Here is a 21390-nt window from a genome sequence, read left to right on the forward strand (position 1 = left end):
CCGACGCGCTGAGGATAAGGGCTGAAATGGCTGAAGCGGTAACACCCGCAGAGCGGTCCACCACCGGCCGGACACCACCGCCGGCCGCTTCGCCGCGTCCTGTTCCCGGTCCGCCGTCCGCCGCTCCGGCCGCCGGACCGAACTGGAGTGCGGCGCCGGTCGCTCCGGCCGCTCCCGCAGCCGCACCGGCCGCTCCCGCAGCCGCATCGGCCGCTCCCGCAGCCGCATCGGCCGCTCCCGCAGCCGCACCGGCCGCTCCGTCCCGCATGCCCGGGTCCGAACCGCCCACCCCCGGCCGCCGCGGGCGTACCCGCGCCCGGATCGCCCGGCTGACCGGGCGCGGATCGAGCGGCTACTCGCCGGTGCTGGAGCCGCTGCTGCGCACGGTGCGGGCCAACAACCCCAAGGAGGACCTGGACCTCATCCAGCGCGCCTACCTCGTCGCCGAGCGCAGCCACGAAGGCCAGATGCGCAAGAGCGGGGACCCGTACATCACCCACCCCGTGGCCGTCGCGACGATTTTGGCCGAGCTCGGCATGTCGGGGACCACCCTGGCCGCGGCGCTGCTCCACGACACCGTCGAGGACACCGCCTACACCCTCGATGAGCTGCGCCGGGACTTCGGCGCCGAGGTCGCCATGCTCGTCGACGGCGTCACCAAGCTGGACAAGGTCTCCTTCGGCGACGCGGCGCAGGCTGAAACGGTCCGCAAGATGGTCGTGGCCATGGCCAAAGACATCCGGGTGCTCGTCATCAAGCTCGCCGACCGCCTCCACAACGCCCGCACCTGGCGCTTCGTCTCACCCGAATCCTCGGCCCGGAAGGCCCGGGAAACCCTCGAGATCTTCGCCCCGCTGGCTCACCGGCTCGGCATGAATACCATCAAGTGGGAGCTCGAGGACCTTTCCTTCGCCGCCCTCCACCCGAAGGTGTACGAGGAGATCGTGAGGATGGTCGGGGACCGCACCCCCGAGCGCGAAAAGCACCTCAACCTGATCCGCGACCAGATCGACGAAGACCTGCGCGCGGTGAAGATCAAGGCCACCATCACCGGCCGGCCCAAGCACTACTACTCGATTTACCAGAAGATGATCGTCCGGGGGAAGGACTTCGACGACATCCATGACCTCATGGGCGTCCGTGTCCTCGTGGACAGCGTCCGCGACTGTTATGCCACCCTCGGCTCGCTGCATTCGCGCTGGAATCCGCTGCCCGGCAGGTTCAAGGACTACATTGCGATGCCGAAGTTCAACATGTACCAGTCCCTCCACACCACGGTGATCGGCCCCGGCGGCAAGCCCGTCGAGATCCAGATCCGCACCCACGACATGCACCGGCGGGCCGAGTACGGTGTGGCGGCGCACTGGAAGTACAAGAACGGGGCAGGAAAGGCCGCCGAGGCCCCCGACAGCGGAGACCTCGGCTGGCTGCGCAGCCTGGTCGACTGGCAGCAGGAGACGGCCGACCCCAACGAGTTCCTCGATTCGCTGCGCTTCGAGATCAACGCCCGCGAGGTGTTCGTCTTCACCCCGAAGGGCGAGGTGATGGCCCTGCCGGCCGGCTCGACCCCCGTCGACTTCGCCTACGCGGTGCACACCGAGGTGGGGCACCGGACGATCGGCGCCCGCGTCAACGGCAAGCTGGTGCCGCTAAACAGCGAACTGAACCACGGTGACTGGGTCGAAATCTTCACCTCCAAGGCCGAGGGCGCCGGGCCGAGCCAAGACTGGCAGGGCTTCGTCAAGAGCCCGCGGGCCCGGAACAAGATCCGGCAGTGGTTCACGAAGGAGCGCCGCGAGGAGGCCATCGACAAGGGCAAGGACCTGCTCACCCGCGCCATGCGCAAGCAGAACCTGCCCCTGCAGCGGATGATGACCCATACCGCGCTGCTCTCCGTGGCCCAGGAACTCCACCACCAGGACATCGCCGCCCTGTACGCAGCGGTCGGCGACGGGCACACCTCCGCGCAGAACGTCATCGAGCACCTCGTGGCACTCATGGGCGGCCACCAGGAGGCCGAGGAGGACCTGGCCGAGCCCGCGGTCGCCAGCCAGCCGCGCCGGCCCAAGTTCTCCGACTCCGGGGTGACGGTGCGCGGCGTCGGCGACGTCTGGGTGAAGCTCGCCAGGTGCTGCACGCCCGTTCCCCCCGATCCGATCATCGGATTCGTCACCCGCGGCTCAGGGGTGTCGGTGCACCGCTCGGACTGCCGGAACGTCCAGGAGCTGCGGGACCAGCCGGACCGGATCGTGCCGGTCGAGTGGGCGCCGACCCAGTCCAGCGTGTTCCTCGTGGAGATCCAGGTGGAGGCGCTGGACCGGAAGAGTCTGCTCTCCGACGTGACCCGGGTGCTTTCGGAGAACCAGGTCAACATCCTCGCCGCGAGCGTCAACACCTCCTCGGACCGGGTTGCCATGTCGAAGTTCGCCTTCGAGATGGGCGACCCGAAGTACCTCAACCACGTGCTGGCCGCCGTGCGGCGGATCGACGGCGTATTCGACGTCTACCGGACGACCGGCTCGCAGCGCCGCACCTAGGACCGCCTGCCGCGGGCCCGGCCACCCGGCGCCCGAGACTGCGTGACGGATGCCCGGTGACGGATGCCTGACGACGGCTGCCTATGCCCGGCGCCGCGCAGGAGGCGTTCCGTGGGGGGAGGCCTCCCGGACACCCGTGCCGCCGGCCTGCCCGAGGCGGGCGAGGGCACGGGCCTTGCCCGGCACCCTGCGTGTGCTCGCCAGAGCCGCCTCCACCAGCCGCAGGGGACACTCGAGACCCGGCGCGGAGGCCAGGGCGGCCAGGATGTCGATGGCGGTCGCCTCGGGACCGTGGATTGCGATGTCGAGGGCGGTGCGCAGCGGCGTCGTCACCGGCACGCCGCCGACGAGGTTGACGTCGAAGGGCCCCAGCGCCACCTGGTGCATCGTGGTGGCACCGAACGCAGGGACCGCGGTGGTGCGCCGGCGGTGGTCCGTGACCACGCTCAGGAGCGGCGGCGGCGGTGCACACCCGTACACCCAGGCTGCGCACTGGCGGGCCAGCGCCACCCGGCCGCGCAGCGGTCCCGGAAGCGCGTTCGCTGCGGCACAGGCGCGCGCCACCGCATCCTCCGGGCAGTCGGTGCGCCGGTAGGTGTCCCGGTAGACCCGCCGGACCAGGCCGTCGAAGGTCATTCCCTGAAGCTCGACTGCGCTGAAGAAGTCCCCGGCGTGGAAGAGCACGGCCTCACCCTGCGGCTGCCGCACCGCGGGCCCGGCACGCGCCCACGTGTCCCGGACGACCCGGACGGGTGGAACAGCGGAGCCGGTGCTCAGCGGTGACATTGCTCAAGCATTCCGAATCCGGCACGGCAGACAAAAGCCCCCGGGTCCCGATGTGGAAAACCGGGCTCCAGGGGCTTTCGTTCGGACCCGGGTTAGGAGAAGTCCTGGGCCGACCGCTGCAGCATCTCGAGCCACTGCTCGCGGGCGGAGAGGGCTTCCTTCGCGGTGGAGATCCGCTTGGCATCCCCTGCCTTCTCGGCCGCCGCCAGGTCATCCTTCAGTGTGGCGATGGTGGACTGCAGCTGGCTCAGCGCACTGTTGGTGCGGGCCTTGGTCTCGGGATTCGTCTTGTGCCAGTGCTCGTCCTCGGCGGCCTTGACGGCGTCCTCAACGCGGCGCAGGCCGGCGTCCATCCTTCCGATGTCGGCGCGCGGCACCTTGCCCGCCTCCTCCCAGCGGTCCCGGATCGACTGCAGCGCCTTTTTGGCCGCGGCGACGTCCTTCACCGGCAGAAGCGCGGCGGCCTCCTTCAGGAGGGCCTCCTTGGCCACCAGGTTCGCGCCGTACTCCTCGTCGACCGCTTCGTTGGCCGACTTGCGGGCCTCGAAGAAGCGGTCCTGAGCGGCGCGGAACCGCGCCCACAGGGCGTCGTCGTCCTTGCGGCTGGCCCGCTTCGAGGCCTTCCACTCGTCCATCAGGCGGCGGTATTCGGCAGCCGTTGCACCCCAGTCGGTTGAACTGGAGAGGCTCTCGGCGCGGGCGATCAGCGTCTCCTTGGCTCGCTTGGCCTCGGCGTTATCGCTGTCCAGCTGGGAGAAGTACGCGCGGCGGTGCCGGTCGAAGATCGTCCGGGCGGAGCGGAACCGCTTCCACAGGGCATCCTCGGTGCCGCGGCCCAGCCGCGGGCCGTTCTTCTGCGCGGCCTTCCACAGCTCGAACAGCTCGTTCATGCGCGTGCTGCTGACCTTCCACTGGACGGTCGCCGGGTCGCGGCCCGCCAGTTCCTCCGCCTCGGCGACGATCGCCTCGCGGGCAGCGAGTTCCTTGGCCTTGAGCTCGTCCTGGACGGCCCGCTCGGCCTTCTCAAGGCCCGAGATGGCCTCGGTCAGCATGTCGATCCGCGCCTCGAGGGCCGCGACGTCGCCGACGAGCTTGTGCTCGGACACCTGGCTGCGCAGGTGCTTGGCGGTCTTCAGCATGTCCGCCGACGGCGCCTTGCCCCTGACTCGCTGCTCAAGCAGCGCGACCTGGCTGACGACGTCGTCATACTTCTTCACGAAGTAGGCGAGGGCCTCCTCGCGGGAGGCATCGGGGTACTGGCCGACCGGATGCTCCTCGCCGTTGAGGAGCAGGAAGACGTGTCCGTCATCCTCGACGCGGGCGAACTTCTCCGCCTCGGCCAGCGGAGTGCTGTGCGCCGGGGGGACCGCCAGCGGGGTCTGAGCCTTCTTCAGCGGCCGCGGCGCCATCGCTGTCGGCAGGGGAGCGCGCGGGGCGGCCGGTGCGGCTGGCCTTGCCGGGGCGGCGGCCGGTGCAGGAGCTGCGGGGCTTTCCGCAGCCGGGGCGGCCGGGGTCTCCTCGGCTGGGGTCTCTGGAGCTGACGGGGTGTCCTCGGCTGCCGGGGTGTCCGTAGCGGCCGGCGTCTCCGGAGCTGCCGGGGTGTCCGCAGCTGTCGGTGTCTCCGGAGCTGCCGGGGTGTCCGCAGCTGCCGGTGTCTCCGGAGCTGTCTGGGTGTCGGTGGCCGGGGTCTCACTGTCCGAGGTCACCGCAGCTGCCGGGACGGCTGCTGCGTCGGTTCCCGGTGCTGCCGCGGTCTGCTCCCCGGCGGCCGGGGCGGCGTCGGCCGGACCCACAGCGGCGGGGGTGTCGGCGCTGGCGGTCTCCTCCGCTGGCTCGTCAACGGCCGAATCCACGATGGGGTCCTGGGCCACTGATTCGTCGTTGATGGTCATTTCGTCGGATTGCTGACTGTCTGTCACCGCTATAAGTCTTTCGCTCGATGGATGGCACGGACCGGTCCGCCGCCATTTCGTTCAGAGATAAGGAGTCTATCGTTCCGGGGGCCGCAGGGGTTCCGTGTGTAGCGGTGCACTTCCAGGGGCCTTCACCGCGTTTTCGCCGGGCACCCGGTCAGCCCCTAAAATGAGTGCCGCACCGGTGGAAGCGCCTCCCTGGCTGCATCGAGCAAGGAGAAACGCCCATGGCCCGTAAGGCATCACTGTCCGGCTTCCCGGAATGGCTTCCGCAGGAGCGGCTGATCGAGCTGCATGTGCTTGACACCCTGCGCCGCGTGTTCGACCTCCACGGCTTCTCCAACATCGAAACCCGGGCCGTTGAGACCGTTGACCAGCTGCTGCGTAAGGGCGAGATCGACAAGGAGGTTTACGCCGTCTCCCGCCTGCAGGCCGACGAGGCCTCCGCATCCGAGGCGGGCCTGGCCCTTCACTACGACCTCACCGTGCCGTTCGCCCGCTACGTCGTCGAGAACGCCGGCCACCTCGCCTTCCCCTTCCGACGGTCGCAGATCCAGAAGTGCTGGCGCGGGGAGCGCCCGCAGGAGGGGCGGGCCCGGGAGTTCACCCAGGCCGACATCGACGTCGTCGGCGACGGTGTCCTGCCGTTCCGGTACGACGTCGAACTGGCACTGGTGGTCGTCGAAGCGCTTGGCGCGCTGCCGATTCCCGACTTCACGCTGCGGGTCAATAACCGCAAGCTCGCCGAGGGGTTCTACCGTGGCATCGGGCTCACCGATACGGCCTCGGTGCTGCGTAGCATCGACAAGCTTGAGAAGATCGGCGTCGCCAAGGTGGGGCAGCTGCTGCGTGAGGAGCTCGGCGCCACCGACGCCCAGGTCGACGCCGCCCTCGCCCTTGCCGCGATCCGCACCCCGGATACGTCCTTCGTGGCCCAGGTCAGGGCGCTCGGTGTGTCCGACGACTTGCTGGAGGAAGGGCTGACCGAGCTTGAGCAGGTCATCGCCGAGGCGTCCAAGCGGGCGCCGGGGCGCGTCGTGGCGGACCTGAGCATCGCCCGTGGCCTCGATTACTACACCGGCACCGTGTACGAGACCGTCCTCAACGGCCACGAAAGCCTCGGCTCCATCTGCTCCGGCGGGCGCTATGACAGCCTCGCGGCGAAGGGCAACCGCACCTTCCCCGGCGTCGGGCTGTCCATCGGCGTCACCCGGATCGTGTCGCGAATCCTCAGCCAGGACTTCGCGGCCCCCTCCCGGCAGGTTCCCACGGCCGTCCTGGTGACCCTTGCCGATGAGGACTCCTGGTCGGCCGCGCAGGACGTCGCCGCGTCCCTGCGGGCCCGGGGCATCTCGGCCGAGGTGGCTGCCAGCGCCGAGAAGTTCGGCAAGCAGATCAAGTTCGCCGACCGCCGCGGCATCCCCTTCGTCTGGTTCACCGCTGCCGACGGCACCCACGAGGTCAAGGACATCCGCTCTGGGGCGCAGGAGGCCGCCGATCCGGATTCGTGGACGCCGCCGGCCGAAGACCTGGTCCCGCAGGTGCTGCAGGTCTCCTAGGGCGGCCGCCGCACCCGAAAACGACAGGAACGCCCGAAAACGACAGGTACGCCCGAAAACGACAGGCGAGCCCGTTATTTCCGGTCCGAAAGTCGCTTTCGGGCGCGATTTCCGCCGTCGGGACGTTCTCTCCGGAAGGTCGGCCCGCGGCCGGGTCAGCCGCGGGCGGAACGCCGGTTCCGCCGCCGGAGCACGACGGCTCGGCCCGCAACGCCGACCGCGAGGATCGCCGTCATGGTCAGCACCGACGCCCCGGGCAGCGTGAACGCCAACAGCAGGCACCCCGCGGCGCCGACGACGTTGAGGATCTTCGGGGCGTACCACTGGCGCTCGGCGAGGGTGAAGGCCGCCGCATTGGCCACCGCGTAGTACAGCAGCACGCCGAAGCTCGAGAAACCGACGACGGTGAGCACATCCGTCGTCAGCAGCAGGACAATCACGACGGCGGCGGTTGCGGTATCCGCCGCCCACGGCACCCCGAACCGGGACCAGATCCCGGCGAGGGCCCGGGGCAGGTCGCCCTCCCGGGCCATGGCGAGTGTCGTGCGGCCCACCCCGGCGATGAGCGCCAGCAGGGCACCAAGGCTCGCCAGGGCGGCGGCGAGCGTCACGGCCAGCACCGCGGTTCCGGCGGCGCTTCCCCCGGGCCCGCCGCCGGCAGCACCGGCCGCGAGGACGGCGTCGCGCAGGGGTGCCGCGGAATCGCCCAGCCGCCCGGCGCCCAGGGCCGTGAGCAGCGCGGCGGCGAGGACGAGATAGAGCACGAGCGTGAACCCGAGGGCACCGAAGATCGCCCGGGGAATGTTCTTGCCGGGCTCGCGCACCTCCTCGCCCATGGTGGCGATGCGGGCATACCCGGCGAACGCGAAGAACAGCAGGCCGGCCGCCTGAAGCACGCCCCACGGCCCTCCGGCCGGTGGCGTCCACGGCTGCGGGGCCGTCGGTCCGGCGAAGGCCACGACGGCGGCAAAGGCCAGGACCGGCACCACCAGGGCGACGACCGCCCGCGTCATCAGGGCGGTGCGGGTGACGCCGAGCAGGTTGACCGCCGTCAGCCCCACGACGGCGGCAACAGCGGCCGGAGTCTCGTACCCGGGGGCGGCGTACAGCCCGAAGGTGAAGGCCATGGCGGCGCAGGAGGCCAGCTTGCCCGTGACGAAGCTCCAGCCGGCGATGAAGCCCGGCCACGGCCCCAGCTGGCGCCTGCCGTAGATGTAGGTGCCGCCGCTCGACGGGTGCACGGTGGCAAGGGCGGCACTGGCGGCGGCGTTGCAGTAGGCGATGAATCCGGCCAGGACGACGGCGGCGGGAAGCAGGCTGCCTGCCGCCGCCGCGGCCGGGCCGAAGACGACGAACACGCCGGCACCGATCATCGACCCGATGCCAACGGTCGTGGCGTCGAATCCGCCCATTGAACGCCGCAGCCCCGGAATGTTGCTCATCTTCAGTGCCCTCTCGTGGGATGCGGCCCGGTGGCCGCCGTACCGCCGTGCCGGGCCGGACCGCCGGTCGGAGGTGCGGCTGCTGGCCGGGACAGCCGCGGTGGACCGGTAAACTCGGACACGTTTGATCTAACACTAAGCAGGTGAAGCTCCGCCTGCGGTACTTCGGTAGGAAGGAATGCTGTGCTGCGCACGCATGAACTCGGCTCGCTCGGATCCGGGCATATTGGACAGACCGTCACCCTGACCGGCTGGGTGGCCCGGCGCCGGGACCACGGCGGCGTCGCCTTCCTGGATCTCAGGGACGCCTCCGGCGTGGCCCAGGTCGTCGTCCGCGAGGAGGAGGTCTTTTCCACCCTGCGCAACGAGTACGTCCTGCAGATCACCGGCACCGTGCAGAAGCGGCCCGAGGGCAACGAGAACCCCGCCCTGGCCACCGGTGAGATCGAGGTGATGGCCGATCAGGTCGTCGTCCTCAACACCGCCGATCCGCTGCCGTTCCAGATCGACGAGCACGTCGAGGTCGGCGAGGAGGCGCGCCTGAAGCACCGCTACCTCGACCTGCGCCGCCCAGCGCCCCAGAAGAACCTGCGCCTGCGCTCCGAAGCCAGCCGGGTGGCCCGCGAGCTGCTTCACGCCGACGGCTACGTCGAAATCGAGACCCCGACCCTCACCCGCTCCACCCCCGAGGGTGCGCGCGACTTCCTGGTGCCCGCCCGTCTGGCCCCCGGTTCCTGGTATGCCCTGCCCCAGTCGCCCCAGCTGTTCAAGCAGCTGCTGCAGGTCGGCGGGTTCGAGAAGTACTACCAGATCGCGCGCTGCTACCGCGACGAGGACTTCCGCGCCGACCGCCAGCCCGAGTTCACCCAGCTGGACATCGAGGCGAGCTTCGTCGAGGAGGACGACATCATCGCCCTGGGCGAGCAGCTGATCACCCGGCTGTGGAAGCTCATCGACGTCGAAATCCCGACCCCGATCCGCCGGATGACCTACGCCGACGCCATGGCCAAGTACGGCTCCGACAAGCCCGACCTGCGGTTCGGGCTCGAACTCACCGAGCTCACCGAGTTCTTCAAGGACACCGGCTTCGGCGTCTTCAAGGCACCCTACGTCGGCGCCGTCGTCATGCCCGGGGGAGCCTCCCAGCCCCGCCGCACACTCGACGCTTGGCAGGAATTCGCCAAGCAGCGCGGCGCCAAGGGCCTCGCGTACGTCTTGATCGACGACGACGGCAGCCTGCGCGGACCGGTGGCTAAGAACCTCAACGACACCGAACGCGAGGGCCTCGCCGCCGCGGCCGGGGCGAACCCGGGTGACTGCATCTTCTTCGCCGCCGGAGAGAAAACCTCCTCCCGCGCCCTGCTCGGCGCCGCGCGCGTCGAGATCGGTCACCGGACCGGGCTGATCAAGGACGGCGACTGGGCCTTCGTCTGGGTGGTCGACGCCCCCATGTTCGAACCCGCCTCGGCCGCCGTGGCCGCGGGCGACGTCGCCGTCGGCGCCGGCGCCTGGACGGCCGTGCACCACGCGTTCACCTCGCCCAAGCCCGAGTTCATGGACACCTTCGACACCGATCCCGAGAACGCGCTGGCGTACGCCTACGACATCGTCTGCAACGGCAACGAGCTCGGCGGCGGCTCCATCCGTATCCACCGTCGCGACGTGCAGGAGCGCGTCTTCGCCGTCATGGGTTTGAGCGCCGAGGAAGCCCAGGAGAAGTTCGGGTTCCTGCTCGAAGGCTTCAAGTACGGCGCGCCTCCCCACGGCGGCATCGCCCTGGGCTGGGACCGGGTCGTCTCCCTGCTCGCCGGCACCGACTCGATCCGGGACGTCATCGCGTTCCCGAAGTCCGGCGGCGGCTACGATCCGCTGACCGCCGCTCCGGCGCCGATCACGCCGCAGCAGCGCAAGGAAGCCGGGGTGGACGCCCGTCCTAAGTCGGCCGAACCGTCGAAGCCGGCCGAGGGGAAGCCCGCACCGGCGGAGGCCTAGTTCCGGTCTCCAGGGCCAGCCCACTCGATTCCGCAGCTCACCACGTTTTCGGCCCCCGAAGCGTGGTGAGCTGCAGTTTCGGTGGGCATTCCTGCGTCCGGCCGTCGCCCGCCGTCGCCCGCCGTCGCCCCGCGCCTCGCCCCTCGCCTCGCCTCGCCGAGTATGCAGTTCACCACGTTATGCGGCCGGGAAAGCGTGGTGAGCTGCAGTTTCAGTGGGGTTGGGGGTGTGGGGACTCCTTGCGGCCCTCGAAGGCGCCTGCAGGACCCCCGGCGCGCCCGCATTCCGCGCGTCACGGGTGTGCCGTTCGCCACATCTCCACGTCGGAAAAGGGGGAGCGCTGCCGTTTCGGGACGTAAGAGGGTGGAAGGCGGCCGGATTTCGCGCGGTTTTTCCGGCTTCACCGGCCGCGGTCCGTCGGAACCCCCCGGCCGGTGATCGCCGGGAGGGAAATAACGCGGCCAGGTCGCGCGTTGTGGAAGAATCATACAAGTACGTGCTCCGGGGTCGGTGTAATTCCGAACCGGCGGTTATAGTCCGCGACCCGGTGGTGACTGCGCATCCGCGCGGGAGCCCTCGGTTGAGCCGGTGAAATTCCGGCACCGACAGTTAAAGTCTGGATGGGAGAAGCACGAACAGCAGGACGTCGCGGATGCGTCCCCTCCTTGGGGGACCATGCCGCGGAGGTCCACGCTGGCGTCTCCGCCACGCGTGGCCTGAGTCCTTCCAGCTGTCGTCACCCCGAGCCGTTGAGACGGTTAGGAACGACATGGATCTAATTCAGTGGCTCTTCGAAGCCCGCATCCCCGTAGGCAGCAGTTCCCTCCTGCTGCGTGAGGTCATCGGAAACGTTTTCGGTCTGCTCAGCGTCCTTGGCGGCATGCGCCGGCGCGTCTGGGCCTGGCCCGTCGGCATCGTGGGCAATGTCCTGCTCCTGACCGTCTTCCTCGGCTCTGCCTTCGGCGGAGCCGGCACCGTCGACCTCCTCGGCCAGGCCGGCCGTCAGGTCATGTTCATCGCCGTCTCGGTCTACGGCTGGCGCCAGTGGCAGGCAGGCCGGCAGGCCGCCGGTTCGGCCGTCACCCCCCGCTGGGCCTCCGGCCGGGCGCGCATCGGGCTGGTCGCCGGGATGATCCTCGGCACCGTGGCTCTCACTCCGGTGTTCCGTGCCATGGGCTCGTACGAGCCGGTGTGGGCCGACGCCTGGACCTTCGTCGGCTCCCTGCTGGCCACCTTCGGCATGGCCAAGGGCTGGGTCGAATTCTGGCTGATCTGGGTCGCCGTTGACATCGTCGGTGTTCCCCTGCTCTTCAGCGCCGGCTACTACGCAAGCGCCGTCATGTACCTGATCTACGGTGCCTTCACGATCATTGGATTCGCCGTGTGGACCCGCGAGCGCCGGCGGGCGGAGGCCCGGCTGGTGTCCGCGGTCGATGCCCCGGTGAAGCAGGCGCTGTGACGTCAGCAGCACAGGATCCGCAGGCGCTGGATCCGGCCGGGGTGAACCCGGCCGAGGTCCGGGCCATGGACCGCGCCCTCGAACTCGCTGCACAGGGAGTGCGGGGGGCCAACCCCCTGGTCGGCGCGGTCGTGCTCAGCCCCGAGGGGCAGGTGCTCGGCTCCGGGTATCACCGCGGGGCCGGTACGCCCCACGCCGAGGTCGCCGCCCTGGCCGACGCCCGCTCCCGCGGCGCGGATCCGGCCGGCGGCACCATGGTGGTCACCCTCGAGCCGTGCAACCACCAGGGCCGCACCGGACCCTGCTCCGCGGCCATCCACGAGGCGGGCATCCGCAGGGTGGTCTTCGCCGCCCCCGACCGCACGGCCCAGGCCGCCGGAGGCGCGCGCTGGCTGCAGGACCACGGCATCGAGTGCGACGGCGGCCTCCGCCAGGCACAGTCGGAACACCTCAACGGCCGGTGGCTGCGCGCCACCGCCGAATCGCGGCCGTTCGTCACCCTGAAGACCGCGTCGAGCCTCGACGGCCGGGTCGCGGCGGCCGACGGGACGAGCCAGTGGATCACCGGCAGCCGGGCCCGCGCCGACGGCCACGCCATCCGGGCGAGGGTCGACGCCGTGCTCGCCGGCACCGGCACGGTGCTCGCCGACAACCCGCGCCTGACCGCCAGGCCGGTCCCGACGGACGAGGCCGGAGCGGCCGGAGACGCCGGCAGCCCGCCCCCGGCCCAGCCGCTGCGCGCCGTGATGGGACTGCGCCCGGTACCCCAGGACGCCGCCGTGCGCGGACCGGGCTTCCTCCAGCTGGCCACCCACGATGTCCCCACGGCCCTGGCCGAACTGCACGGCCACGGCGTCCGGCACGTCCTCGTCGAGGGAGGCCCCGGAATCGCCGGGGCGTTCCTGGCGGCGGGGACCGTGGATGAGCTGGTCAGCTACATCGCGCCGGTGGTGCTGGGGGCGGGGACGCCGATGTTCCCGCCGGTCGGCGTGCCGACGCTGACCGCCGCGCACCGGTGGGTCCCCGACCCGGCCGGTGGCGGCGCCGTCACCCAGCTCGGGCCGGACGTGCGCCTGCGCCTGCGCCCCGCCGACGGGGACGACGGCGACGACGCCGCAGCCGACGGCACCGCAGCCGACCGCACCGCAACCGGTCGTACCACCGCCGCAAGTACCACCGCCGCCGCACCTACCTCCGCCGGCACCGCGACCGGCATACCGGTAAACCCGTCCACCCCCCAGCACAACCAGGAGTAAGCCATCTTCACCGGAATCGTTTCAGAACAGGGACGCGTCGTCTCCCTCGACCTCGCCGCCGACGGGGAAAGCGCGGTGCTCGTCTTCGAGGCCGCCGCCACCGGCACCGACCTGACCCCGGGTGCCTCGATCGCCGTCAACGGGGTCTGCCTCACGGCGGTTCAGCTCGACGGCGCCCGGGTCGCGGTCGATGTCATGGGCGAGACCCTGCGCCGCACCACCACCGGCGCCCTCACACCGGGGGCAGCGGTGAACCTCGAACGCTGCGTCCCCGCCGGAGGCCGGCTCGACGGGCACGTCGTCCAGGGCCACGTCGACGGTCTCGGCGTGCTGCGCGAACGCGAGGACCTCGGGGCGTGGCACCGCCTCCGCTTCTCGCTGCCCGCCTCCCTGGCCCGCTATGCGGCCGAGAAGGGTTCAATTGCGATCGACGGCGTCTCCCTGACGGTCACCGCGGTCAGCGCCCCCGAGGAGCAGGACCCGTGGTTCGAGGTGGGCCTGATCCCCACCACCCTCGCGGAGACCGGCCTCGGCACCAAGGTTCCCGGAGACCCGGTCAACCTGGAGATGGACGTGCTGGCCAAGTACACCGAACGCCTGCTCGGCTTCGCCCGCGGAGCGACAACGTGACCTTCGGAGCCGCCATGGTGCGGCTCGACGGGATCGACGAGGCGGTCGCGGCCATCGCGGCCGGGGGAGCCGTCGTCGTGGTCGACGACGCCGACCGCGAAAACGAAGGCGACATCATCTTCGCCGCCGAATCGGCAACCCCCGCGCTGATGGGCTGGACCATCCGGTACACCTCGGGCGTGCTGTGCGTTCCGCTCGAGCAGGCGGCCGCGGACCGCCTGAACCTGCCGCCCATGACCGCGGTCAACGAGGACGCCAAGGGCACCGCCTACACCGTCTCCTGCGACGCGGCGGCCGGTGTCACCACCGGGATCAGCGCCGCCGACCGGGCCCGCACCGCCCGCGTGCTCGCCGACCCGGCCAGCTCCGCCGGAGACCTCACCCGCCCGGGCCACGTCTTCCCGCTGCGGGCCGCGCCCGGCGGGGTACTCCAGCGCCCCGGCCATACGGAGGCGGGGATCGACCTGTGCAAGCTGGCAGGCATGCAGCCGGCCGCGGTCATCTCCGAGCTGGTCCACGACGACGGCGGCATGATGCGCCTGCCGGCCCTGCGGGCCTTCGCCGACGAGCATTCCCTCCCCCTGATTTCCATCGAGGACCTGGCCGTTCACCTGCGGTCCGCGGCCAACACCGCGCCGTCCCCAACCCCCACAGAAACACCAAGGAGAACCCCATGAGCGGCCACGGAGCACCGGTTATCGACATCAGCGGCGTCAGCACGCAGGAGGCCCCGCTGAAACTGGCGGTCATCGCGGCGAGCTGGCACACCGAGATCATGGACGGGCTGCTCGACGGCGCCCGCCGCGCCGCTGCGGAGGCCGGCGTGGAGACCACCGAGGTGCGGGTCCCGGGCAGCTTCGAACTGCCGGTGGCAGCGGCGCGGATGGCACCGCACTTCGACGCCGTCGTCGCGCTCGGGGTCGTCATCCGCGGCGGCACCCCGCACTTCGAGTACGTCTGTTCCGCGGCCACCGACGGCCTCACCGAGGTCAGCGTGCGCACCGGCGTGCCCGTCGGCTTCGGCGTGCTCACCTGCGACACCGAGCAGCAGGGCCTGGACCGCGCCGGGCTGCCCGGGTCCAAGGAGGACAAGGGCCACGAGGCGGTCACGGCGGCCCTCGCCGCTGCGGCCGCCCTGCGCCCCTGGAAGATGTAAGCGCGGCCCCGGGGGCGGAGGTTTTTGTCACACCCCGCCCCCCGGATGCGGAACCCGGCGGGGAACCCAGTAACGTTGGCATGGTGAAAACCTTTGATTCCCTCTTCGAGGAGCTCAGCGCGAAGGCCACAGCCCGCCCCGCCGGGTCCAAGACCGTGGCCGAACTTGACTCCGGCGTCCACGGAATCGGCAAGAAGGTCGTCGAGGAAGCCGCCGAAGTGTGGATGGCCGCCGAGTACGAGTCGAACGAGAATGCCGCCGAAGAGATCTCCCAGCTGCTCTACCACCTGCAGGTCCTTATGCTCGCCAAAGGCCTGACGCTCCAGGACGTCTACAAGCATCTGTAGCCGCACCGCGGCGCTGATCCCAGACCCTCATCCTCTTCGAGCGAAAGACTCCCCAATGCTTCGAGTAGCAGTTCCCAACAAGGGCGCGCTGTCCGAATCGGCAACCGCCATGCTGGCCGAGGCCGGCTACCGCCAGCGCCGCGATCCGCGCGAGCTGGTCCTTGTCGACCCGGACAACGACATCGAATTCTTCTTCCTCCGCCCACGCGACATCGCCGTCTACGTCGGCTCAGGCACCCTCGACGTCGGCATCACCGGCCGCGACCTGCTGCTCGACGCGCAGGTCAAGGCCGAAGAGCTCCTGCAGCTCGGCTTCGGTGCCTCCACCTTCCGCTTCGCCGGGCCGGTGGGCGATTTCTCCTCCCTCGAGGAGCTCGCCGGTAAGCGCCTGGCCACCAGCTACGACGGGCTGCTGCGGGACTACCTCACCGAGCGGGGCGTGGACGCCACCGTGGTCCGCCTCGACGGCGCCGTGGAGTCTTCGGTCCGCCTCGGGGTGGCCGACGCCATCGCCGACGTCGTCGAAACCGGGAGCACCCTCAAGGCCGCCGGGATGGAGATCTTCGGCGAGCCCATCCTGCGCAGCGAGGCGGTGCTGATCGGCCGGGCCGAGGGCGAGGCGCCCGCCGGGCTCGACGTCCTCCTGCGCCGGCTGCAGGGCGTGCTCGTGGCCCGCCAGTACGTGATGATGGACTACGACATCCGCAAGGAACTCGTCGACGAGGCCGCCGCCCTCACCCCGGGCCTGGAGTCGCCCACCATCTCCCCGCTGCGCGACTCCGACTGGGTCGCCGTGCGCTCCATGATCAAGCGCAACCAGACCAATCAGGTGATGGATGAGCTCTACGAGTTGGGCGCGCGCGCCATCCTCGTCAGCACCATCCACGCCTGCAGGATCTAGGGGGCTCCCATGGCTGTCGCAATCCGAGTCATCCCCTGCCTCGACGTCGACGCCGGCCGCGTGGTGAAAGGCGTGAAGTTCGAGGACCTCCGCGACGCCGGCGACCCGGTGGAGCTGGCGCACCGATACGACCGAGCCGGGGCGGACGAACTGACCTTCCTCGACGTCACCGCGTCCTCCTCCCAGCGGGAGACCACGTTCGACGTCGTCGGCCGCACCGCCGAGGAGGTCTTCATCCCGCTGACCGTCGGCGGAGGGGTCCGCAGCACCGCCGACGTCGACCGGCTGCTGCGCTACGGCGCCGACAAGGCCTCGATCAACACGGCCGCGGTGGCCGAGCCGGCCCTCATCGACGACATCACCCGGCACTTCGGCTCCCAGGTGCTGGTCCTCTCCCTCGACGCGCGCCGCACGCGGGACACGCAGACGCCGTCGGGCTTCGAGGTGACCACGCACGGCGGGCGCACCGGCACCGGGATCGACGCCGTCGCCTGGGCGCGGGAAGCCGCCGACCGCGGGGTCGGGGAGATCCTGCTCAACTCGATCGACGCCGACGGCACCAAGGACGGGTTCGACCTCGAACTGATCCGCGCGGTCCGCGCGGCGGTCGGGGTGCCGCTGATCGCCTCGGGCGGCGCGGGCGCACCGGAGCACTTCCCGCCGGCCGTGGCGGCCGGGGCCGATGCGGTGCTGGCGGCCTCGATCTTCCACTTCGGGCCTCCCGACGCCATCGCGCAGGTCAAGAAGGCCATCCGGGACGCCGGGTACCCCGTCCGCTAGGACCCCGGGCGGTTGCCGGCGGGCCGGGAACCCGGGACCGTCAGACCGGGATCCGTCAGGGCCCGACGTCGGCGCTTTCGAGCAGCGCGACGGCGTCGGGCCGGCCCTCGAAGGTGACCAGCGCCTGCCGCCGCCGTCCGTGGGCGTGGAGGAGCAGTTCGGAGGGTTCGCCGACGATCGCCACCGACACCGGCGCGCGGCGCGCCACGTGGCGGGGCCCGTCGGGGCGCACCAGCACGACACCCACGTCCACGCCCCGGTAGAGCAGGGCGGCGCGCTTGATCAGCTCGGTCCACAGCGTCGATGAGTACCCCTCATCGAGGGCCCGCGGCGCCCACCGGCTTCCGGCCCGCCGCACATCCTCGGTGTGGACGAAATACTCGACGAGGTTCGCGTTCCGGGCGATCCCGCCGATCCGCAGGGGCGACAGCGCGGGAGGGCCGGCCCGGAACTTCTCCACCAGGGCGGCGTAGTCCTCGGGGGCCGCCGCGGCCTCGGCCGTCCTGCGCACCGCCCGGTCCGCGGCCGGCGCCAGCGGCTTCACCATCAGGCCCAGCCCGTGGGCCGGCCGGTGCTCCCGCAGGTAGAGGTGGGCCGCGAGTTCCCGGGTCCGCCACCCGTCGCAGAGCGTAGGGGAGTCAGGGCCTGCCGCCATCAGCGTTTCGGCCAGAACCTCGCGGGACGGAGTTACGTAGCGCATCACTGGAAAAGCTAGCATGAAGCGGCCTCCGTGGGGACGCTGCGCGGGGCGCGTTGGCGCGGCACTAGAATTGGTTCCGATGTCTTCTCCACAGTCCGGCCCCCCGACCGCCGCGGACCCCGCCCTCCGCCTCGACCCCGGTGTCGCCGCCGCGCTCAAGCGCGACGACGCCGGACTCGTCGCCGCCATCGTGCAGCAGCACGACACCCTCGAGGTGCTCATGCTCGGATGGATGGACGAGGAGGCCCTGCGGCGCACCCTCACCACCGGCCGCGTCACCTTCTACTCCCGTTCCCGCCGGGAGTACTGGCGCAAGGGGGACACCTCCGGACACACGCAGTGGGTGAAGTCGGTGTCCCTCGACTGCGACGGCGACGCCCTGCTCGTGGCCGTCGACCAGGTCGGCGCGGCCTGCCACACCGGCACCCGCACCTGCTTCGACGGCCGGGAACTCGACGCCGTGACCGGCAGCAGGGACGACGCCGTCGCCGCCGGAAGCAGCGCCGACGGAAGCAGCGCCGACGGAAGCAAGGAAGGCTAGGCGGATGCAGCAGCTCGGAACGATTAGCCCCACCCTCGAGGAGTTCCGCCGTCTGGCCGCGGACCGCCGGGTCATTCCGGTCTCAGTGAAGGTCCTGGCCGATGCCCACACGCCCATTGGGGTGTACCGGAGGCTGGCCGACGGCCGGCCGGGCACCTTCCTGATGGAGTCGGCCGCCGGCGGGGGAGTCTGGTCACGGTATTCGTTCATCGGCTCCAAGTCCCGGGCCACCCTGACCTCCCGCGGCGGCGAAGCCCACTGGCTGGGCGAACCTCCCGCCGGGGTGCCCACCTCGGGCAGCCCCGTGGAGGCGGTCCGGCTGACCGTCGAGGCGCTGCGCACCGAACGCTTCCCCGGGCTTCCCCCGTTCACCTCCGGCCTCGTCGGATTCGTCGGCTGGGAAGCGGTCCGGCACTGGGAGCGCCTGACCAGCCCGCCCGAGGACGACCTCAACCTGCCCGAGCTGGCCATGTGCCTCGTCACCGACATGGCCATCCACGACAACTCGGAGGGCTCCCTCACCCTCGTCGCCAACGCCATTAACTTCGACGACTCCGACGAGCGGGTGGACGAGGCCTGGCACGACGCCGTGGCGCGCATCGAGCGCATGCTCGCCGCCCTCGCCGAGCCGGCCGACCAGCCGGTCTCCGTGCTCGACGCCGCACCCGCGGCGGAACTGATGCAGCGGGTCCGCGAACGCTGGGACGAACCGCTCTACCTTTCGGCCATCGAGCGCGGAAAGCAGGCGATCGTCGACGGCGACGTCTTCCAGGTGGTGATCTCGCGCCGCTTCGAACTCGACTGCGACGCTTCGGCGCTCGACGTGTACCGGATCCTGCGCACCACCAACCCGAGCCCCTACATGTACCTCTTCAGCCTTGAGGACGCCGACGGCAGGGAGTACTCGATCGTCGGGTCTTCGCCCGAGGCCCTGGTCACGGTCACCGGGGACGAGGTCATCACCCACCCGATCGCCGGATCGCGCCCCCGCGGGGCCGGCCAGGAGGAGGACCGGGCGCTGGCGGAGGAGCTAAAGGCCGACGATAAGGAAAAGGCCGAACACCTCATGCTCGTGGACCTGGCCCGCAACGACCTCTCGAAGGTCTGCCGGCCGGGCAGCGTCGACGTCACCCAGTTCATGGAGATCGAACGGTTCAGCCACATCATGCACCTGGTCTCCACCGTCGTCGGGCGCCTCGCCCCGGGCCGGAGCGCCTACGACGTCCTCGCGGCCACCTTCCCCGCCGGAACCCTCTCCGGGGCGCCCAAACCGCGGGCCCTGCGCCTGATCGATGAGCTCGAACCCCATCGGCGGGGCATCTACGGCGGCGTCGTCGGCTACCTCGACTTCGCCGGCGACATGGACCTGGCCATCGCCATCCGCTCCGCCCTGCTGCGTGACGGCCGGGCGTTCGTGCAGTCAGGCGGCGGCATCGTCGCCGACTCCGTCCTGGCCGACGAGGCCCTCGAAACCGTCAACAAGGCCGCCGCCCCGCTCCGGGCCGCCCTGGCCGCCTCCGGCCTCCGCCCGGCCGGCAGTTCCGTTCCCGTCTCTCCGGCGGCCGGGCGATGAGCGCCGACCGGCCCCCGCGGGGCCAGCGCCGCGGGACGGTGGTGCTGGTGATCGTGGCGGTGGCGCTGCTGGCCTTCGGCACCACCACCCAGACCTGGCTCGAGGTGCGCCTGCCCAGGGAGGCGGTGCAGACCCCTGACCTCGCCGTCCCCGGCAGTGAGGCCGCCACCCCGGTGAGCGCCTTCGCGCTGGTGGCCCTGGCCGCCGCCCTGGCCGTCTCCATCGCCGGACGGGTGGCCCGGTGGTTCGTGGCGGCGATCCTGCTCATCGCCGGCGGAGGCATCCTCCTGACCAGCATCCGCATCGCGCTCGACCCCGCCGCGGCCGCCGCCCCCGCCATCGGCGAGGCCATCGGCATCAGCGGCGGCGCCGGCGCCACGGCCGCCGCCACCGCCCTGCCCTGGCTGGCCGCCGGCAGCGGGCTGCTCCTGGCCGCCGCAGCGGTCTGGGTGGCCCTGGCGGGCCGGCACTGGGAGCGGGCCCGGCGCTACGAGAGGACCACCGGGCCGGCTCCGGCGGCCCGGGCGGCGTCGTCCCACGCTACGGACATCGACAGCTGGGACCGGCTCACGCACGGGGAGGACCCGACCCGCTGACTCCGGTCCCGGAGGCCGGACGTGCAGGGGTGCGGCGGGTCGGTGGACCGGCGCCAGTAATGGCAGAATGTACGAAGACACCCAGAAGGAGAATCACCATGGCAGAGAACACGACCGCAGCCACGAACCGGAACTCGCCTGAGAGCCATGCCCAGATGGGTGATGAGACGATCGGCCATGGCAACAGCCCGGCGGCGTGGACCTGCGTCCTGGTCATGATCCTCGGCGCTGCCATCTCCTCGTTCGCCTACATTTTCGCAAGCACCGAGGGGAACTTCGAGACCGGAACCGTGCTGTTCTGGATCGGGATCGTCGTGATGTTCGCCGGCCTGCTCGTCGGCTTCGTCATGCGCAAGGCCGGCTACGGCGTGGGCGGATCGAAGCTCAAGAACAACGGCCACTAGGTGAGCGTTCTCGACGACATCATCTCCGGCGTCCGCGAGGACCTGAGCGCCCGGACGGCGGAGGCGCCCTTGGCGCAGGTGCGCGCCCGCGCCCTCGACCGGGCACCGGCGGCCGACGCCCTGGGCGCGCTGCGCGGCGACGGACGCACCCTTTCGGTGATCGCCGAGGTCAAGCGCAGCAGCCCCTCCAAGGGTGCGCTGGCCGCCATCGCCGACCCGGCCGCCCTCGCGGCACGCTATGAGGCCGGCGGCGCCGCAGTGGTGAGCGTCCTGACCGAACAGCGCCGGTTCCACGGCTCCCTGGCCGACCTCGACGCGGTCCGGGCGAGTGTGCGCATCCCCGTGCTCCGCAAGGACTTCACCGTCGAGGACTACCAGATCTGGGAGGCACGCGCGCACGGCGCGGACCTGGTCCTGCTCATCGTCGCTGCCCTGAGCGACGCGCAGCTCGAGCACTTCCTCGGCCTGACCCACGAACTGGGCATGAACGCCCTCGTGGAAACTCACACCGCCGACGAAGTCGAACGCGCCACGGCCGTGCGATCCCGGATCATCGGCGTCAACGTGCGCAACCTGAAGACGCTCGACATCGACCGGTCGGTCTTCGCCGACCTGGCCCGCCGGATCCCGCAGGACGCCGTGACCGTCGCGGAGTCCGGTGTCCGCGGCATCGGCGACGTCGAGGAATTTGCCGCCCAGGGTGCCCGGGCGGTCCTCGTGGGCGAGGCCCTCGTCCGCGGGGAGGACCCGGAGGCCGCGGTGGCGCAGTTCCGCGCGGTGCCGGTGCGCGATCTCCCCGGACTGCAGCAGCGATGAGG

20 protein-coding genes and 1 riboswitch are annotated in these 21390 nt (G+C 71.0%); of the genes, 16 read left to right on the forward strand and 4 right to left on the reverse strand.

Going from position 1 to position 21390, the window contains the following annotated elements; translation table 11 throughout:
- The first annotated feature begins 266 nt into the window (after positions 1-266).
- On the forward strand, positions 267-2537 hold the full coding sequence (locus GVV86_RS11090) for a RelA/SpoT family protein (RefSeq protein ID WP_159619298.1): 2271 nt from the start codon (positions 267-269) through the stop codon (positions 2535-2537).
- A gap of 81 nt (positions 2538-2618) precedes the next feature.
- Here the strand turns inward: GVV86_RS11090 and GVV86_RS11095 are convergent, their stop codons facing one another.
- Positions 2619-3323 (reverse strand): hypothetical protein, encoded by a 705-nt coding sequence (locus tag GVV86_RS11095; protein ID WP_159802839.1) that lies wholly within the window; start codon positions 3321-3323, stop codon positions 2619-2621.
- 92 nt (positions 3324-3415) lie between these two features.
- Complete coding sequence (locus tag GVV86_RS11100) at positions 3416-5242, reverse strand: DUF349 domain-containing protein (RefSeq protein ID WP_246669961.1); 1827 nt, start codon at positions 5240-5242, stop codon at positions 3416-3418.
- A gap of 221 nt (positions 5243-5463) precedes the next feature.
- On the opposite strand from GVV86_RS11100, the gene hisS reads away from it, so the two are divergent.
- Positions 5464-6795: a histidine--tRNA ligase gene (gene hisS, locus GVV86_RS11105; RefSeq protein WP_159802840.1), complete on the forward strand. Its 1332-nt coding sequence runs from the start codon at positions 5464-5466 to the stop codon at positions 6793-6795.
- A gap of 155 nt (positions 6796-6950) precedes the next feature.
- On the opposite strand, the gene GVV86_RS11110 is transcribed toward hisS, so the two are convergent.
- On the reverse strand, positions 6951-8237 hold the full coding sequence (locus GVV86_RS11110) for an APC family permease (RefSeq protein WP_159802841.1): 1287 nt from the start codon (positions 8235-8237) through the stop codon (positions 6951-6953).
- A 183-nt stretch (positions 8238-8420) separates the two neighbouring features.
- Here GVV86_RS11110 and aspS point away from each other — a divergent pair, with 183 nt between their 5' ends.
- From aspS to hisF, 9 genes are all read left to right on the forward strand, one after another.
- Complete coding sequence (aspS, locus tag GVV86_RS11115) at positions 8421-10229, forward strand: aspartate--tRNA ligase (protein WP_159619178.1); 1809 nt, start codon at positions 8421-8423, stop codon at positions 10227-10229.
- A 493-nt stretch (positions 10230-10722) separates the two neighbouring features.
- Positions 10723-10865, forward strand: a riboswitch (FMN riboswitch).
- Positions 10866-10998: 133 nt separating this feature from the next.
- Entirely contained in the window at positions 10999-11688 is a 690-nt protein-coding gene (gene pnuC, locus GVV86_RS11120) for a nicotinamide riboside transporter PnuC (RefSeq protein WP_159802842.1), read from the forward strand.
- Positions 11685-12944, forward strand: a complete 1260-nt coding sequence (ribD, locus tag GVV86_RS11125) for a bifunctional diaminohydroxyphosphoribosylaminopyrimidine deaminase/5-amino-6-(5-phosphoribosylamino)uracil reductase RibD (RefSeq protein ID WP_246669962.1) — start codon at positions 11685-11687, stop codon at positions 12942-12944. Before pnuC ends, ribD begins: the two co-directional genes overlap by 4 nt.
- Positions 12945-12947: 3 nt before the next feature.
- The gene (locus tag GVV86_RS11130; RefSeq protein ID WP_159802883.1) at positions 12948-13574 is read left to right on the forward strand and encodes a riboflavin synthase; all 627 of its coding nucleotides are present in this window, start codon (positions 12948-12950) and stop codon (positions 13572-13574) included.
- Positions 13575-13588: 14 nt separating this feature from the next.
- Positions 13589-14251: a 3,4-dihydroxy-2-butanone-4-phosphate synthase gene (ribB, locus tag GVV86_RS11135; RefSeq protein WP_159802884.1), complete on the forward strand. Its 663-nt coding sequence runs from the start codon at positions 13589-13591 to the stop codon at positions 14249-14251.
- The gene (ribH, locus tag GVV86_RS11140) at positions 14248-14730 is read left to right on the forward strand and encodes a 6,7-dimethyl-8-ribityllumazine synthase (protein ID WP_120169162.1); all 483 of its coding nucleotides are present in this window, start codon (positions 14248-14250) and stop codon (positions 14728-14730) included. The genes ribB and ribH overlap by 4 nt, the downstream gene beginning before the upstream one ends.
- 83 nt (positions 14731-14813) lie before the next feature.
- Positions 14814-15077 carry a phosphoribosyl-ATP diphosphatase gene (locus GVV86_RS11145; protein ID WP_133404667.1) on the forward strand — a complete coding sequence of 88 codons (264 nt, stop codon included), beginning with the start codon at positions 14814-14816 and terminating at the stop codon, positions 15075-15077.
- A 55-nt stretch (positions 15078-15132) separates the two neighbouring features.
- A complete protein-coding gene (hisG, locus tag GVV86_RS11150) occupies positions 15133-15978 on the forward strand; it encodes an ATP phosphoribosyltransferase (protein WP_159619172.1) in 846 nt (281 codons plus the stop codon).
- A 9-nt stretch (positions 15979-15987) separates the two neighbouring features.
- Positions 15988-16758, forward strand: coding sequence for an imidazole glycerol phosphate synthase subunit HisF (gene hisF / locus GVV86_RS11155; protein WP_120169168.1), 771 nt, complete (start codon positions 15988-15990; stop codon positions 16756-16758).
- 55 nt (positions 16759-16813) lie between these two features.
- Here hisF and GVV86_RS11160 read toward each other — a convergent pair whose 3' ends face one another.
- Positions 16814-17458 carry a TIGR03085 family metal-binding protein gene (locus tag GVV86_RS11160; protein ID WP_159619170.1) on the reverse strand — a complete coding sequence of 215 codons (645 nt, stop codon included), beginning with the start codon at positions 17456-17458 and terminating at the stop codon, positions 16814-16816.
- Positions 17459-17537: 79 nt separating this feature from the next.
- Here GVV86_RS11160 and hisI point away from each other — a divergent pair, with 79 nt between their 5' ends.
- The 5 genes from hisI to trpC all read left to right on the forward strand — a co-directional run bounded on the left by hisI (position 17538) and on the right by trpC (position 21388).
- The gene (gene hisI, locus GVV86_RS11165; protein WP_159802843.1) at positions 17538-17999 is read left to right on the forward strand and encodes a phosphoribosyl-AMP cyclohydrolase; all 462 of its coding nucleotides are present in this window, start codon (positions 17538-17540) and stop codon (positions 17997-17999) included.
- Between the two features lie 4 nt (positions 18000-18003).
- Positions 18004-19572: an anthranilate synthase component I gene (locus GVV86_RS11170; protein WP_159802844.1), complete on the forward strand. Its 1569-nt coding sequence runs from the start codon at positions 18004-18006 to the stop codon at positions 19570-19572.
- A complete protein-coding gene (locus tag GVV86_RS11175) occupies positions 19569-20168 on the forward strand; it encodes a Trp biosynthesis-associated membrane protein (RefSeq protein ID WP_159619165.1) in 600 nt (199 codons plus the stop codon). Before GVV86_RS11170 ends, GVV86_RS11175 begins: the two co-directional genes overlap by 4 nt.
- Before the next feature lie 155 nt (positions 20169-20323).
- Positions 20324-20572: an HGxxPAAW family protein gene (locus GVV86_RS11180; protein WP_246199824.1), complete on the forward strand. Its 249-nt coding sequence runs from the start codon at positions 20324-20326 to the stop codon at positions 20570-20572.
- Complete coding sequence (gene trpC / locus GVV86_RS11185; protein WP_159802845.1) at positions 20573-21388, forward strand: indole-3-glycerol phosphate synthase TrpC; 816 nt, start codon at positions 20573-20575, stop codon at positions 21386-21388. It begins immediately after the preceding gene.
- Positions 21389-21390 lie beyond the last annotated feature (2 nt).

Origin of the sequence: Arthrobacter zhaoguopingii (assembly GCF_009828595.1) — a bacterium.
GTDB lineage: Bacteria > Actinomycetota > Actinomycetes > Actinomycetales > Micrococcaceae > Arthrobacter_D > Arthrobacter_D zhaoguopingii.

Excerpts from the sequence above, each read along its gene's own strand:
- ribB (WP_159802884.1), top strand. The coding sequence starts at position 13,589 with ATGGTGCGGCTCGACGGGATCGACGAGGCGGTCGCGGCCATCGCGGCC.
- GVV86_RS11170 (WP_159802844.1), top strand. The coding sequence starts at position 18,004 with ATGCAGCAGCTCGGAACGATTAGCCCCACCCTCGAGGAGTTCCGCCGT.
- ribH (WP_120169162.1), top strand. The coding sequence starts at position 14,248 with ATGAGCGGCCACGGAGCACCGGTTATCGACATCAGCGGCGTCAGCACG.
- GVV86_RS11180 (WP_246199824.1), top strand. The coding sequence starts at position 20,324 with ATGGGTGATGAGACGATCGGCCATGGCAACAGCCCGGCGGCGTGGACC.
- hisF (WP_120169168.1), top strand. The coding sequence starts at position 15,988 with ATGGCTGTCGCAATCCGAGTCATCCCCTGCCTCGACGTCGACGCCGGC.
- pnuC (WP_159802842.1), top strand. The coding sequence starts at position 10,999 with ATGGATCTAATTCAGTGGCTCTTCGAAGCCCGCATCCCCGTAGGCAGC.
- hisG (WP_159619172.1), top strand. The coding sequence starts at position 15,133 with ATGCTTCGAGTAGCAGTTCCCAACAAGGGCGCGCTGTCCGAATCGGCA.
- hisI (WP_159802843.1), top strand. The coding sequence starts at position 17,538 with ATGTCTTCTCCACAGTCCGGCCCCCCGACCGCCGCGGACCCCGCCCTC.
- hisS (WP_159802840.1), top strand. The coding sequence starts at position 5,464 with ATGGCCCGTAAGGCATCACTGTCCGGCTTCCCGGAATGGCTTCCGCAG.
- GVV86_RS11175 (WP_159619165.1), top strand. The coding sequence starts at position 19,569 with ATGAGCGCCGACCGGCCCCCGCGGGGCCAGCGCCGCGGGACGGTGGTG.
- GVV86_RS11110 (WP_159802841.1), bottom strand. The coding sequence starts at position 8,237 with ATGAGCAACATTCCGGGGCTGCGGCGTTCAATGGGCGGATTCGACGCC.
- GVV86_RS11095 (WP_159802839.1), bottom strand. The coding sequence starts at position 3,323 with ATGTCACCGCTGAGCACCGGCTCCGCTGTTCCACCCGTCCGGGTCGTC.
- GVV86_RS11090 (WP_159619298.1), top strand. The coding sequence starts at position 267 with ATGCCCGGGTCCGAACCGCCCACCCCCGGCCGCCGCGGGCGTACCCGC.
- GVV86_RS11160 (WP_159619170.1), bottom strand. The coding sequence starts at position 17,458 with ATGCGCTACGTAACTCCGTCCCGCGAGGTTCTGGCCGAAACGCTGATG.